Origin of the sequence: Reinekea sp. G2M2-21, from assembly GCF_015687175.1 — a bacterium.
Lineage (GTDB): Bacteria > Pseudomonadota > Gammaproteobacteria > Pseudomonadales > Natronospirillaceae > Reinekea.
On the sequence record NZ_JADPQG010000004.1, the window covers coordinates 218290 to 232798 of the forward strand.

Consider the following 14509-nt stretch of genomic DNA (forward strand, 5'->3'; position numbering starts at 1 on the left):
GACTCAAACTAACTAAAAACCTGTCATATTTTTGAGAGTTGTATGTTATTTGATCTAGACCAAATGACTATTTACAGACAGTTGCCCGAAAATGGGCGTCAGGCCAGAAACTTGCCACGTCTTGCCATAAACTTCAATGTTGTTTTTCATCTTTTGAAATTTTGTTGATATACGTCTGTGCAATTTCAGGGCATTTGCGGCACGTATTCTGTACAAGTTTCTTAATCTCGCGCCATAATTGTGCGTGCTGTTGTCAGTAGTGGTGCAAAATGAAGCACTAGTTGTGCTTCATTTTGACTTCGCCGCTGGTCAGTCTGCGACGGTAATAGTGACGGTTCCCGGTGAATAGCCTAAAGCGTTGTTTTCAGGTCGATACATATCTTCAATGTAGCTGTTGGGCAGGGCATAGGTGCCCGGCGTAACAGCTCTGGCCAGATAAAATAGCGTTGTTGCGTTGTAGGGAACCAGGGAAACGGCTGCGATATAGCGGTCATCGCGATATTCTTCATAGTCAATCCGATACGAACGGAAGAAGTCCCCGACATTCTTGCCATCGACTTCGATAGTATCTAGGTTGACTGATGCATTCAGTAGGTTCTGGTTTTCAAGTTCAAAACCGGCCGGCAGCAAGTCGACAATCAGCGCTTCTGGGAATCGGTACTCCTGACTTTGCGCATCAATTCGCACGATGATCAAATCGCCTGATCGAACAGGCTTCGTGAAGTCGATCCGTCGACCCTGTAAGTCATAGTATTGTCGATTAATGTTCATGCCATTTTGCTCTGCGGCAGGGGCCGTTTTGGGCACACCTTGCCAACGCAGGCTGGCGTAGAGTCGTCGATCCTGAGCACTGACCTTGTTCAGATCTTGCAGTTGATCCGCATTAATGACGGTATTGAATGGCTTGGATTGCTGCAGGTTTTGAGTAAAGGACTGGGCAATTAATGTCGCCTGCCATTCATTTCCGTTGGCTAAATAAGCTTTGGCCAGTCTGACCAGGGAGATCCGTTCCTGTGTACTCATCCAGCGGCGGTTTGCCAAGGAAGACTCCAGATTCATGGCGATATCGCCTTCGTTGAAGCCATGTTCAAGCGCCAGAACGAGCGACAATGTTAAGTCTCGGACTGTGGAGCCATAGTCTGCATAGTAGCGATTGGTTTCACGTTTGGTGGCCAATGCTTGTTTGGCGGCTTGCTGTGCCCGATTCATGTCTCCCTGCAGCTTGAACGCCGCGGCCATGTGCATCCAGGGCAGGCTGGAATGATTGGTTGTGGTCGCTGTCATCTGGTCCAGAAGACGGCGCAAATCGCTGACGTTCGCGCGACCGGATTTTGCCAGTACGTAGGCGGCATAGGCGCGGTAGCTGGTTTGATAGGCGTTGATGTTATCGGTCCAGATGTCGGCAGCGGAATAACCGCGAACCATATTTGCCAGTGCATCCAAAGCTCGGCTCAGCGCCGCGTTATCAACGGAGATGCCCAACTCCCGAGCATCCAGTAATAGTTCGGTGGCATAGGCGCTGCCCCACATGGACGCGGTTGAGTTGGCATTCCAATAACCGAAAAAGCCGTCGCTGTGTTGTTTTTTCAACAGCAACGCGATGCCGTCTTCAATTTGCTCGCGGCGCAGGGCGTCGGTGAACGCTTCGTTAATCCGGTAGGCGAATGAATCTTGTAGATTCAGTTCGGTATAGAGGTCCTGATCAACGAGCACCCAAGGGTAGGTGGAACTGATGGTTTGCTCAAGGCAGCCATAGGGGTAGCGCAACAGGTAATCTACGTGACTGGAAAAATTGATGGCGGGTTTGTCGGAAAGGGTCAGCTGTGCTTTCACTGTAGACGCAATAAGGTCGCTCACGGTTGCTTGTGGCTGCCAAGAGGTGTTCGCCTCGATCACTTGTCGCTCGGCGCGAGTTTGCAATGGAAACGGCGCACGAAGTCCTAAACGCCAACTGCGGATCAGGTTTATGTCCTCGCCATTGCTGACGGTCAATTGAATATCACCGCTCCCTTGATAATCAGTACCTGCAATGGGGATCACCAAGCTGCGTTTTTGGCGATCGTCCAGTTCAATGGTTTGGCCTTGGTAAGGACTGCTGAGGCTACCGCTTATTTGCATTTCTACGGTGAGCTGCTGAGCTTTGTCGGATAAGTTGTGCAGATCCAATGTCAGCTGGCTTTCGTCGCCCATAGCCAGGAAGCGGGGCATGGCGATTTGTGTGACCAATCGATCAGCGACGGTCATTTCGGCTTCGGCGCTGCCGAAACTATTGGCCGACCAGGTGACCACCATCCATTTCACGCGGCCGTTAAAGGCAGGCAGTTCAAATTCGACGGTCCCTTTTCCGTTGATCAATTTAATTGGGTCACTGAAGAAGGAGACAATCTGTACTTCGCTTTGCGGTTTATCACCGCCGCGTGACAACGCGTCGTCAGAATCTGCAAAGCCGCCCCCAAATCGCTGCTGATAAGTTTTGAAGCCCAGGTTGTTAATGACCTTGCCATACAGATCGAGGTATTGATTTTCAAAACGACGCGGTGCAAAGAAATATTGTTCCGGTTGCGGTCGCTTGTAGTTGGTGATGTTTAATACCCCCATGTCGACCAGGGCGACAGTGGCGTAAACTGGCGCACCCTGAGCGTCTTCAGGGTTATCGATGGTCACGGTAGCGCGCACAGGCTGATTGGGTTCGATTTTCGAAGGTGCGTCGATACTGACATTCAACTTGGATGCTTCGCGAAGAATCGGTAAATGCGAAATGCCGAGACTGCGTTTGGGGGCCAGTTCTGTCATTTGGTCTGCGGGGGACAATACCATTAACGTCAGATACAGGTCGTGGCGATTCCAGTCCGGATTTATCGACAGGGTTAATTCATTTGCGCCTACATTGGCATTGAAGGTTTCGCTGTAAAGAACGCCTTCGCTGCTTTCAACCTGCAGCAGACCTGGCCCGGCGTTTGCCGATTGGAAACGGACCAGTGCATCGCTGCCCGGTCGATAGTGGTCCTGATCCAACAGGATATCGATGACTTCGGGTTTGAGCGCGTTAGCGTCACCATTGCCCCAATAGTATTGAGTTCTGAACGGATACACAGTTTTACTGCCGCTAGCCGAGGTGATTTCCAGTTCGTAGTCTCCCCAAGCCAGGGGAATCTCTATTTCGCTGCCGGTTTTTTCGATGGTTAACCGTTTCGCAAACGCCACGTAGGCATCGTTACGCCAGCGCCAGTTCCAGCCATTGTTGTCATCGTAATACCAGTAGTAATCACGTGTGGTTCGAACCAGGCTTACTTCAACGTCATCGCTTAAAGGTTGCCCGGCCGCATCAACGCTGATCAGGTCGAAAATGACGTTTTGATTGGATTTTGGCCGTTCGCTGAATTGCGGTCGCACGCCCACAAATTGGTTGTTGCCTGTCGGCAGAGAAATAACGGTTTGACTGCGTGTCACCGGACGGCCGCCGGTTTCATAAACGCTGGCGGTGATGCGCATGGCCAAGGGTGACTTTATTGATGCCCAATCTCCAGGCATGCGAAAGTTTCCATCACCTTGGTCATCCAAAGTGATGGCATCGAGTTTTTTGGTTTTCTGTACGATGCGCTCTGTTGGGTTGCCGAATCGGTAGTCGTCCCATTGTTCAAATAAATCAGTCGCGGCGGTTACACTAACCACGGCGTCGGCTTTGTTACCTGCCGCTGGAGCGCCATAGAGGTATTGGCTGTTAACCGGTACTGTGGCTGTGCGTGATGAAAGATAGCGATATTTTTCAATAACACCATCGTAAAAACTTAAGCTCAGTCGTTCAGGCAAAAACTCTTCTACTTTAAATCGATACTCGCCGGTAATGCTCTGATTCTGTTGCATCACCAGCTTCCAGTCGCCGGTGGGGGCGTTCGTGTCGAGTGTGAGTTGATGACGGTAGATGCCGCTGTTTTCATTCCACCAAGTGAAGCGTTCAACGCGAGACCCTCGGGCATCGTATATATCAACATTCACTGGCATGTCGTCTGTTTCTCGTCCGTCGAAATCCCGGATCAGCATATTGATGTCGACTGTTTCCCCTGGGCGATAAAGATCCCGTGGTCCATAAATGAAGGCTTGGAGTGCCTGATGCCGGGTCGGGACATTGGCAAATGCGGAGAGGTCTAACTTGTTTTGATTCGGCTGCAAGAAACTGATTTGGTTACCAAACTCAGCGACGATGAGTGCTGGCATGTTGGTACTGAGCTTACTGGCTAGGCCCTGGTCATTGGTGGTTTCGGTGCGAGAACGAAGCACCTGGCTGTTGGATTGGTTCCATAAATAGGTGACCTCGACGCCAGACATCGGCTTGCCGGTACTGATTGAGTTGACGATGGTCTGGATCTCATTGCCCATGATCCGCGTATGCAAACCGATATCCGACTGCGTGAAAAAAGTGGTGTCGTAGCGGTATTCGTAGACACCGGGCTTGCGGATAACGGCTACGTAAATGCCGTTGGTGAACTGGCTGGTGGCCGGTGTGATATCCAGATTCACGGTGTCGCGTTTGTGAGGACGGACATCCAGCTGGTAACGGGCGGTGTGAACCAGATCCGCCCAGGTGCTGAGGCGAGTCAGACGATCGTAGTAAGGGCGACCGCTGTAAAAAGTCTGATTTAAAAAGGAGGTCACCTGATCGTCTCGTACACGGAAAATATCCAGATCAACCTCTTCAACATTCACAACGGTGACGGGCAATGCATTCGCCGCATTGGCGGATAAGTATTGTCCACTTTGCGCAAAACTGACTGACGGAGATAACGGTGCCGTGGTGACTTGCCATTTGTCGGAATACTGCCGGTTAGAGCTGTTTATTTCCACGACGGCAAATGTTTCATTATTGATTGAGGTGGGCAATCGATTGAAGGTGATGGCATATTTTGTATTGGGCTCCACGAACGGCAGCGTCCAGCTGTAACCGTTATCCAGGGTTAGCCATTGCGAGCCGTTATCCAACGCGGGAGTTACTGTCACGTAATCCTCCAGCGCGGTTCCAGGCTTCAAGGCGTCCGTTAGCCGGATAACCAACGCCGGTGAGTTGTCGTAACTGGTTTCACTGACTTTCGAAGCATAAAAGTCAGCCCAAGCTGCTGTGCAAGCGCACATTGCCGTCAAGCCGAGCAGCAAAAGTTTTTGCCATCGTGTCATTGTCGATTCCTTATAAGTGGTCTGTTGTGATTGGAAGCCGCGAATCATCCGTGGGCGGTGAGTTTGAAAAGTAAGTGTTAAATTGTTTTCGATCAATCTGGCCATGATAGTCCATGGCGATGATTTCATAGTGCTGTTCGCCGTCTATCGTTAAGGACAGATTTGGTCCATTTGTGGGCATCATCGCACCATTTACATACCAATAGTAGGGTGGCTGACCACCCTCTGCGCGCACTTTGATGTTGCCTTGTGTCTGCTCGTTAACCACCATGGCATCGCCCTCATTGATGCCGGCAATCGTGAAGGGCAGGCGAGCAGTAGCGACCAATTGTCGAGCACATCGGGAATCGAAGACCGGTAGTCGATGTTGATTTTGATACGCCTCTGGTAGCCAAAGCTGCAAAGGGGCTGGCCACAATACGGTGGTGGATTCGTTTGATGCCAGATCACAGCCGAAAGCCACTTGCAGGCCGCTGTCGAGCGCCAATCGCAGGCGTACTGTTGGGCTGACTAAACTATTGTCCTGATCTGTCAGGGTCATCCAGCTTTCGGGTATGGTTTGGTTGAGTATCCAGGCGTCGTGTGCTTCATCGCATAAATCGATTTTTTCCGGCTGACCAGTGGGCCAGCATACACTTTGCTGCGTGACACTTGCTGGTCTGGCCGGCATCGGATTCTGCCCAAGAATTCTGGACGCAACATTGGTCAACAGCGGCACGGCGGTTTGTCGGCCGTAGTGACCGGTAAGCGGTGTGCCATCTGGCTGACCGACCCATACCCCTAACGTGTAGCCATTGACCACACCAACAGCCCAGCTGTCTCGAAAGCCATAACTGGTCCCGGTTTTAATGGCCATGCCATAAGGATTACTGGCGTGTCTGGCGAGAATGTCCCGGATAATCCAAGCCGCTCCTGGCGATAACAAAGGCTTGGCCTCCTGGGCTGATTCCATCAAAAATCTCGGTTTTTGGGTTGTGCCATTGTTGTCCAGCGCGGACATTAGTCTGACCAGGCTTTCCAGGTTCGTTCCAAGCCCACCCAGTGCAATCGCAAGGCTGGGTCGTTCGTTGCCCGGTAGCGCAAGTGTGGCACCGGCCTGTTGGAGTGCCAGGTAGAAGGGAACCGGACCGACGCGTTCCAGGACCTGAACGGCGGGGACATTCAAACTGGCCGCCAAGCTATGACTGAGCGACTCCGGACCGGTAAAGCCGCCACTGAAGTTCTCAGGTTGATAGTCAGCAAATTTTAACGGCACATTCATCAACAGGCTTTCGCTGTGGACCAAACCCTGGTCGAGCGCCATGCCGTAGATAAAGGGTTTTAACGTCGAGCCCGGTGAGCGGATGGCCTGCACCATATCGACTTGCCCAAAGCGTTGATTGTCATGAAAATCAGAACTGCCGGTGTAAACTTCGACAGCGCCGGTTTTGCTGTTCATGATGAGTACCGCAACAGAGACGTGCCGGTCGATGCTTTGCGCATAATGCTTAACCAGGCGCTCAACGCTCTGTTGCCACGCCAGATTTATGGTGGAATGAATCACACCGGGGTCTGACTGGTTGGCCAGGCGGCGCGCCAGAATCGGAGCAATGCTGTATCGATAACCGGGCGACTGAGTGACCTGTTCTGATTGTGCATCTTGAGCGATCTGTTCATCCCAAACTTGGTAATCCACCAATCGTTGGATCACCTTATCTCGGGCGGCTTGTGCTGAAGTTGGATTTCGGTCGGGTCGATAACGTGTTGGTGCCTGTGGCAAAACCGCTAATAAGGCGGCCTGAGCATGAGTCAGGTCTTTTGCGTCATATCCCAGATAAGTCAGTGCGGCTGCCTGGACACCTTCGATAGTCCCGCCAAACGGAGCATGGTTGATGTAATAAGTCAGAATATCGTCTTTTGAATAATGTAATTCGAGCTGGCAGGCGCGGATGATTTCTTTAACTTTTCCCCACAGCGTGCGTGATTCTGGGTACCTGAGTCGTGCTACCTGCATGGTGAGGGTTGAGCCGCCGGAGACGATTTCACCGGTTTTCAGAGCCTGCCAGAGAGCTCGGACCAGGGACAAGGGGTTGACGCCGGGATGGTGATAAAAATATCGGTCTTCGTAATTGACCAGTGCCTCCAGATACAGTGGCGACACCTGATCCAGACTGATGGGATAGCGCCAGATTCCCTGGTCGTCCGCAAACGTCCGTAAAGGTTGATTGTCTGCCGACAGCACAATCCGGCTGCCAGGTCTCGGTTCGAGGTCGGTTGGCCAGAGAAGATCGATACAAAAAAACAGGGTGGGCATAATCAACAGCAGGAGAAAAAGCCGCCGTTTAAAGAAGGGTTTTACCATAGCAGAAAATCAAACATCCTTTTGTTACCAACGCAGCAGGGGTTAACCTTACCGGTGCTCTTCTTCCATGGCGTCCACGAGATTGCTCAGTTCGCGCTGCAAGCTCTGTTCATCGCCCAGATTCACTTCCACTAGACGCCGCAGGTGACCGGCTGACTCGACATCAAAGCTCATGATGTTCAGCCCATAATGATGCTTGCTGGAGAGGACATAGGCAACATCAACGGTTAGCGTGATTTCGAAATCGCCCTGATCGGGTGCAATGGCCAACTCGCCCCTATCGCCGATATTCAGTGGCGGATAAGATTCGCTGATGGCGATCAACGCGCCTTTGAGACTGATGTCCTGCAGCACGCCGATGATCGGTTCCCGGTCAGCATCCGTAAGGGTTAAACGTACTTTTGCATCAAAGGGTATACGTTGAAAACGTCGCTTTTCGGTTTCCATATCCTGTTCCAGTAAACTGCGGGTTGAAATCACTATAGAGCGGGCGCATTTAAGCTGCAACACACGAAGAGAGAAACCCATGTCAAAGATCAAAGAATTACCCACTCAAGAACAACTTCTCCCAGGGCGGGACACTGCGATGAGTCTCAATTTCAACCATTTTGTGTTTGCACGCGACATGCGTGAGGTGCCCGCAGGTTGTGAAGTTGTTTGGCTGGGACTTGGGTGTTTTTGGGGGGCGGAGCGTCTGTTCTGGCAATTACCCGGTGTTCAGAATACGGCAGTTGGCTATGCCGGAGGCGCAACACCGAATCCTACCTATGAAGAGGTGTGTTCAGGATTCACTGGTCACACTGAGATCGTTCAGGTTGTTTACGATTCTACTCAGATTAGCCTGTCGGATCTGCTGAAAACATTCTGGGAAGCCCACGACCCAACGCAGGGCATGCGACAGGGGAATGACATCGGTACCCAATATCGTTCGGCTATCTATGGTTCGGACGCTCAGCTGGCCGTTGCCGAACAGTCAAAACAGGCCTATCAACAACAGCTAACGGCAAAAGGGTTGGGGGCGATTACGACAGAACTGAAACCCGCGCCGACGTTCTATTTTGCTGAAGAGTACCACCAGCAATATCTGCACAAGAACCCAAACGGTTACTGTGGTTTGAAAGGAACCGGAGTGGTATGTCCGATTTAAGCGCAACGCAATGGTCTGAAACGGTTTTACAGACGCTGCGACAGTTTGAATTACAGTGTCCAGATGATGATCTGTTTTGTGTGGGCTATGTGATTCCACAAGTGGAACTGCTGGAAATGAACCGGCATGATCAGTCGGCAAAGCCGGAACAATGGCAAGTGTGGCTGACAGAGTTTGTTGAAGGTTGTATGGCCGTTGATCAAGTTTCAGACCAGGATGCGACCCGGATACGGCAAATTGTCGCGTCTCTGGCCTGATGCTTGTGTACGCCCAGCATGGGCATAAACTCGATTAACAAGCCGTTAACTGTTGTCAGGCGAGTTGATTGATCGCATCCCGAAGGGTTTCGGTTTCTGCTCGTGCAGCCTGAGCAAAATCGGAACCATTAGAGGCATAAAGCACAGCGCGCGATGAATTGATCATCAACCCATGGCCCTGAGGAAAGCGTCCGGCGTTCACGGTCGCTTTGAGGTCGCCACCCTGAGCGCCAATACCAGGTACCAGAAAGGGTAAATCCGGGGCAACTGCCCGGATGTTGGCCATTTCTTCTGGAGCGGTAGCGCCAACCACCAAACTGATGTTGCCATTGGCATTCCAATGTTCCTGAGCCATGCGGGCTACCCGGATGTACAGGGGTTCACCATCAATTAATTGATTCTGAAATTCTGTCGCGGATGGATTAGATGTCCGGCACAGGACGATAACGCCCTTTTCCGCATGGTCCGCAAATGGCAAGACGGTGTCGGAACCCATGTAAGGGTTCACGGTGACGGCGTCGGCCTGGTAGTGCTCAAAGGCTTCCTTGGCGTACATTGTCGCTGTTGAGCCAATATCGCCGCGCTTGGAATCAAGAATGACCGGAATGTGCGGGTATGCGGTTTTAATGTAAGCGATAGTTTGTTTTAACTGATCTTCGGCTGCCGCCGCCGCAAAATGTGCAAATTGCGGCTTATAACAGCATACCAAATCGGCAGTGGCATCAATAATGGCTTTGTTGAATTCGAAAATTGACGAAATATGTGCGGGGAACAGTTCCGGGTAGGGATCAAGGCCAACACACACCTGTGTTTGTTCTGCCCAGCGAGTTGTAATTTGATTAATAAAGCTCAACGGTAATCTCCGGTGTCAAAAGTCTTCGACTTGTGTTTCATATGGTTACTCACTGCCTACTCTGCGAAAGCGCCAGCGAGCCTTACAGTCATGTCTTTGCGTAAAGTCGGACAGGAGCGATGGGGTTGTGACGCGCATCGCTTGGGGACCTTACTATTCCGACGGTTGTGCGGCGCTAAATTGTTTTCAGGTATACCTTGGAATTACGCTGAAAATTATACAGCTGCTGGCGCATTTCCGGCAGTGCACTGACGCTCACCGGTTTAAAGCCCCGCTCGACAAACCAATGCTCGGTTTGCGTGGTCAATACAAAAAGCTCAGACAGTTTGTCTTGTCGGGCCTGTTTTTCGATGGAGTGTAATAAGGCATCTCCGCGGCCATTTTTCTGGTAATCCGCGTGCACTGCAACACAGGCCAATTCTGCTTGTGTTGCCGTTAAAGCGTAAAGCGCTGCGCAACCAATGATCATGCCATCTCGTTCATTCACGATAAAATGGTCGATTTCCGCCTGGAGCTTTTCCGGATCGCGCTTGACCAAAATATTACGGTCTTCCAACGGCTTCAGAAGCGCCAGGATACCCTGGATGTCATCAATACGTGCCCGTCGGAAGGTGTCATATTGGTCTAACGCGATCAGCGTGCCAACACCGTCGCGGGTAAATAATTCGGACAACAAAGAACCATCGGCACTGCCATCGACGACATGGCAACGAGCAATTCCTGCTGCGGCGACTGCGCTGGCCACCGATAGTTCCAAGTATGCGTCTTGGTCTGAGGACTCTTGGCTTAATATAGAGTTAAGCTCATGAACGCTCATTTCTTTTTGGCCCTTGGTGATGGGTAGTGGATTTTCTCCGGCAATTATTACTTTGTCGGCCCCCATCTGACGGGCAAGTTCAACAACGAGTTGCTCAGGCGGCAAGTACAGGATATCACCAGTGACTGAGTAACCTAGTGGCGGTATCAATACGATGGCCTGTTTTTCCAGTTGGGCGCGAATCGCAAGGTGATCAATACGACGAACCCGTCCCTGAGCTTTCAGATCCTGGCCATCGAAAACACCAGCGGGTCTGGCCATCACGAAATTTCCACTGACCACCCGCATTTTGGCGCCATGCATCGGGGAGTTTGCAATTCCCTGACTGAACAGCGCTTCAATGGTGTAGCGGTGATGACCGATCTCACTGATCAAACTCTGCAGTATGGCTTCATCAATGATCTGTCTTTCGTTCACACGGGTGTCGGTACGTTCAGCGTCAAAAACGATAACCAGCTTCAAACCTAGACTGTTGAGCAGGGTAAGATCAGAAATAATGGACCGCAGCCTTTCGCTATCCAGTACCCGGTCACGCAGCCAGATGATCGACGTTTTTCCCCGATAGGCGTGAATATAAGGTGCACTGTTGCGAAAGTGGCTGACAAAATCCATGAATGAACTGACTCCTGATGGTGGTGTGGTAAAGAAAGCAGGAGTGTATCGCCTTCATTGAAAAGCCGCCAGCGCCGCCAAGGCTCACGGCCAATAAATTGAGCGCAGGAGTTTGTGTTGAGCGTCTGGAAATCTGGCGCCGGTCAGTAACCGATGCCAGATCTCTCAAAGGACTTTAGAGAACCGCGTGGCGACTTCGGCATTGAAGTAAGCATCGAAAGCCAACAGTATGGGGCGCAGAAGCAACCGACCTAAAGGCTTAACGGTAGCAATGTCCGGCGTGACATCGATTAGGTCATCAGTGGCCAGTTCCGCTAACCGTTGCCATTCGTTGCCGAAATATTCATGGGCATTAATGGAGAACTTTTGGCCGAGTTCACGCAAATTCAAACGACCCTGACAGGCCAGTTGCCCAATGGCCCACTGTCTGATTTTGTCGTCCTCATTGAGAAATATGCCCCGCTTAACCGCCAACTGGCTTTCATTAATGAGGTTTTCATACGGCTCTATTTCATGATGGTTCTGCATATACAGTCCATCGATCTGGCTGATTGCGGATACGCCCAGTGCCAGCATGTCTGTTTCAGACATGGTCGAATAGCCTTGGAAGTTGCGTTGAAGGGTACCTTGCTCCAATGCCAACGCTAACTCGTCCGTTGGCTTAGCGAAATGATCCATTCCGATATAGAGATACCCAGACTGCTGAAGTAGTTCAATGCTATCTCGCAAAATAGTCAGCTTTGCGTCTGCAGCTGGGACTGTAGCAGAGTCAATCCTTCTTTGTGGTTTAAATCGCTCTGGAAGATGCGCGTAGTTGTACAGACTGATGCGGTCTGGGCTTAATGTCAGCGTTTTTTCCCAGGTGCGGGCAAAAGATTCACTGGACTGATGCGGCAGACCACAGATGAGATCAAAATTAACCGATTGATACCCGAGTTCGCGGGCGCGTTCTACCTTACTTCTCACCAGATCAAACGACTGTACCCGGTTAATGGCGATTTGTGTTTGTTCGTCAAAGTCCTGTACGCCAAAGCTAACCCGGTTGAAGCCCCTTGAGCGCAACAGTTGCAGCATGTCGTCGGTGGTTTCTCGGGGATCTAGCTCAATCGAAAACTCACCTGAGTGTGCCACTGGATCCCAGTCATAATAAATTCCAACCAAGTCCAACATACGGGACATCTGTGAGAGGGTTAGAAACGTGGGTGTACCGCCGCCCAAATGCAACTGAGTGATAGGGCGGTGTCCGAAGTTGCGGGCATGCAATACCATTTCGCGCTCAAGTATGTCCAGATACTGATCTGCCCTGGCTTTGTCCTTCGTCGCAATCTTATTGCAGGCGCAGTAGAAGCAAATATGTTGGCAAAATGGTATATGGATGTAGAGTGACAGGGGTTTAGTGACTGAACGCTGGGCATCCAGGTGTTGTTGCACCTCAATGGGTTGCAGAGCATGAAACTGTACCGCTGTAGGGTAGGACGTGTAACGGGGTGCATTGATGTCGTATTTTCGAATGAGCGCATCATCCCATGGCACATACCATTTGTTTGGTTGCGTCATTATAGTCTCCAGTACTTTTGCTGAAAAATAAGGCAAAAGCTGTGCTGGAACATTGATATGCATCAAGACTGTCTTTAAACGATACTGATTCGCATAAAAGAACGAGAACGAATATCAAGAGGTAAACCCTAAGATAGATCGGGCTGGCATTATGATTTGGATTTGTAAAAAAAGGGACGCTTTGCGTCCCTTTTGAATTTTTTAGTGACCGATAATCTGTTTAACCACCTTGCTGGAAAAACTCGCGAGAGCCATAGACGACCATTGTTTTTCCTTTAACCGACACCAAACCTTGCTCCTCCAGTCCTTTGAGAACCCGGCCGACCATTTCACGCGAGCAACCGACAATACGACCGATTTCCTGGCGGGTAATCTTAATCTGCATACCTTCCGGGTGAGTCATGGCATCCGGTTGTTTACAGAGTTCCAGCAACGTGCGTGCGACGCGCCCAGTCACATCAAGAAAGGCGAGGTCACCCACCTTTCTGGTGGTATTGCGCAGCCGCGTCGCCATTTGTTCGCCGATGAAGTAGAGAATTCTTGCATCATTCTGGGTGATTTCCCTGAACTTTGAGTAAGAAATCTCAGCAACTTCGCATTCGGTTTTGGTTTTAATCCAGGCAGAACGGGAATTCATAGAGTCAAACAACCCCATTTCGCCGAAAAAATCGCCCGCGTTCAAGTAAGCCATAATCATTTCGCGACCATCGTCTTCTTCGATGATGACTGACACCGTGCCCTTGATGATGTAATACAGAGAGTCGCTCTTATCACCCGCGTAGATCAGCGTAGTTTTAGACGGGTACCGTCGGCGGTGGCACTGCGACAGAAAGTAGTCGAGATGCTTGTGTTCTAGTGTGCTGTTGACCATAAATCGTGAATTCCAATTTAACTGTAAGGCCAAAATCCGCTTCAGTATGGCCTTTCTTCCAGGTTATTCCAGCCATTATGCGGTATATAACCCTGACTGGCTACGCCCAATACCTTGATGTTTGACGCACGTCCCGTTTTTTCGAACGACTATCAAAGGTGTAAGTGCCTAAGAATAGCTTGAATTATCAAGATCGCGATGCCATTTAAACAGTCTTCATGGTGTGTTGCGATAAAACTTTCATTAGACTGCACCGCTCACTGTATCGTTGTTTTTAAAAGGGGACAAATGTGAAAGCTTCACTGAACTGGGTTGGCGATAAGGCTTTTTCTTATAAATCGAATAGTGGATTTGACGGTTTTATCGATGGTGCTGCCAAAGATTCGGATCAGGCCAAAGGTCCGAGCCCTATGGAATTGGTGCTGGTCGGCCTAGGTGGTTGTACATCCTATGATGTGGTGTCCATTTTGCAAAAATCCCGTCAGGATGTCGTGGATTGCCAGACAGAATTGACGGCTGAGCGTGCCGATACAGTACCGGCGGTGTTTACTAAAATTCATATCCATTTTGTGGTGACGGGCCGCCAGTTAAAGCCAGCTCAGGTCGAACGGGCAGTCTCACTGTCAGCTGAAAAGTATTGCAGCGCATCGTTGATGCTGGAACGCGGTGGCGTTGAGATCACGCATGATTTTGAGATCGTTGAGGTAGATTGAAGTCAATTTTTCCTGTTAAATCGATGATTCAGGCCATTTTCCTGACCCTAACGTGCGTTAAGGCGCTTTTTTTTATTGCTCGCTTAGGTACACTGCAGTGAGTTGTATTCGAGACAACTTATTGCATTGGGGGTTTCCCAAAGCGACACACAATAAAAAAAATCATGCAGTC

The 14509-nt window shown here is 50.5% G+C and carries 10 protein-coding genes; 3 read left to right on the plus strand and 7 right to left on the minus strand.

Translation table 11 applies throughout. The features are described 5' to 3' along the window. Positions 1–309: 309 nt before the first annotated feature. From IYN85_RS16175 to IYN85_RS16185, 3 genes are all read right to left on the minus strand, one after another. Positions 310–5169, minus strand: a complete 4860-nt coding sequence (locus tag IYN85_RS16175; protein ID WP_196159958.1) for an alpha-2-macroglobulin — start codon at positions 5167–5169, stop codon at positions 310–312. Between the two features lie 10 nt (positions 5170–5179). Beyond that, positions 5180–7462, minus strand: a complete 2283-nt coding sequence (gene pbpC, locus IYN85_RS16180; RefSeq protein WP_196159959.1) for a penicillin-binding protein 1C — start codon at positions 7460–7462, stop codon at positions 5180–5182. Between the two features lie 96 nt (positions 7463–7558). After that, entirely contained in the window at positions 7559–7957 is a 399-nt protein-coding gene (locus IYN85_RS16185) for a PilZ domain-containing protein (RefSeq protein WP_196159960.1), read from the minus strand. 79 nt (positions 7958–8036) lie between these two features. Between IYN85_RS16185 and msrA the strand changes: the two genes are divergently transcribed. Both msrA and IYN85_RS16195 read left to right on the plus strand, forming a co-directional pair. After that, entirely contained in the window at positions 8037–8657 is a 621-nt protein-coding gene (gene msrA / locus IYN85_RS16190) for a peptide-methionine (S)-S-oxide reductase MsrA (RefSeq protein ID WP_196159961.1), read from the plus strand. Then, complete coding sequence (locus IYN85_RS16195; RefSeq protein WP_196159962.1) at positions 8645–8914, plus strand: hypothetical protein; 270 nt, start codon at positions 8645–8647, stop codon at positions 8912–8914. The genes msrA and IYN85_RS16195 overlap by 13 nt, the downstream gene beginning before the upstream one ends. 55 nt (positions 8915–8969) lie before the next feature. Here IYN85_RS16195 and pyrF read toward each other — a convergent pair whose 3' ends face one another. From pyrF to crp, 4 genes are all read right to left on the minus strand, one after another. Next, the gene (gene pyrF, locus IYN85_RS16200; RefSeq protein WP_196159963.1) at positions 8970–9767 is read right to left on the minus strand and encodes an orotidine-5'-phosphate decarboxylase; all 798 of its coding nucleotides are present in this window, start codon (positions 9765–9767) and stop codon (positions 8970–8972) included. Between the two features lie 175 nt (positions 9768–9942). Continuing rightward, on the minus strand, positions 9943–11196 hold the full coding sequence (argA, locus tag IYN85_RS16205; protein WP_196159964.1) for an amino-acid N-acetyltransferase: 1254 nt from the start codon (positions 11194–11196) through the stop codon (positions 9943–9945). Between the two features lie 165 nt (positions 11197–11361). Then, positions 11362–12753, minus strand: coding sequence for an oxygen-independent coproporphyrinogen III oxidase (gene hemN / locus IYN85_RS16210; protein WP_196159965.1), 1392 nt, complete (start codon positions 12751–12753; stop codon positions 11362–11364). A 220-nt stretch (positions 12754–12973) separates the two neighbouring features. Then, positions 12974–13624 carry a cAMP-activated global transcriptional regulator CRP gene (gene crp / locus IYN85_RS16215; protein ID WP_196159966.1) on the minus strand — a complete coding sequence of 217 codons (651 nt, stop codon included), beginning with the start codon at positions 13622–13624 and terminating at the stop codon, positions 12974–12976. Between the two features lie 290 nt (positions 13625–13914). On the opposite strand from crp, the gene IYN85_RS16220 reads away from it, so the two are divergent. Next, the gene (locus IYN85_RS16220) at positions 13915–14337 is read left to right on the plus strand and encodes an OsmC family protein (protein ID WP_196159967.1); all 423 of its coding nucleotides are present in this window, start codon (positions 13915–13917) and stop codon (positions 14335–14337) included. Positions 14338–14509 lie beyond the last annotated feature (172 nt).

Excerpts from the sequence above, each read along its gene's own strand:
- crp (WP_196159966.1), bottom strand. The coding sequence starts at position 13,624 with ATGGTCAACAGCACACTAGAACACAAGCATCTCGACTACTTTCTGTCG.
- IYN85_RS16195 (WP_196159962.1), top strand. The coding sequence starts at position 8,645 with ATGTCCGATTTAAGCGCAACGCAATGGTCTGAAACGGTTTTACAGACG.
- msrA (WP_196159961.1), top strand. The coding sequence starts at position 8,037 with ATGTCAAAGATCAAAGAATTACCCACTCAAGAACAACTTCTCCCAGGG.
- IYN85_RS16175 (WP_196159958.1), bottom strand. The coding sequence starts at position 5,169 with ATGACACGATGGCAAAAACTTTTGCTGCTCGGCTTGACGGCAATGTGC.
- hemN (WP_196159965.1), bottom strand. The coding sequence starts at position 12,753 with ATGACGCAACCAAACAAATGGTATGTGCCATGGGATGATGCGCTCATT.
- IYN85_RS16185 (WP_196159960.1), bottom strand. The coding sequence starts at position 7,957 with ATGGAAACCGAAAAGCGACGTTTTCAACGTATACCCTTTGATGCAAAA.
- argA (WP_196159964.1), bottom strand. The coding sequence starts at position 11,196 with ATGGATTTTGTCAGCCACTTTCGCAACAGTGCACCTTATATTCACGCC.
- pbpC (WP_196159959.1), bottom strand. The coding sequence starts at position 7,462 with ATGCCCACCCTGTTTTTTTGTATCGATCTTCTCTGGCCAACCGACCTC.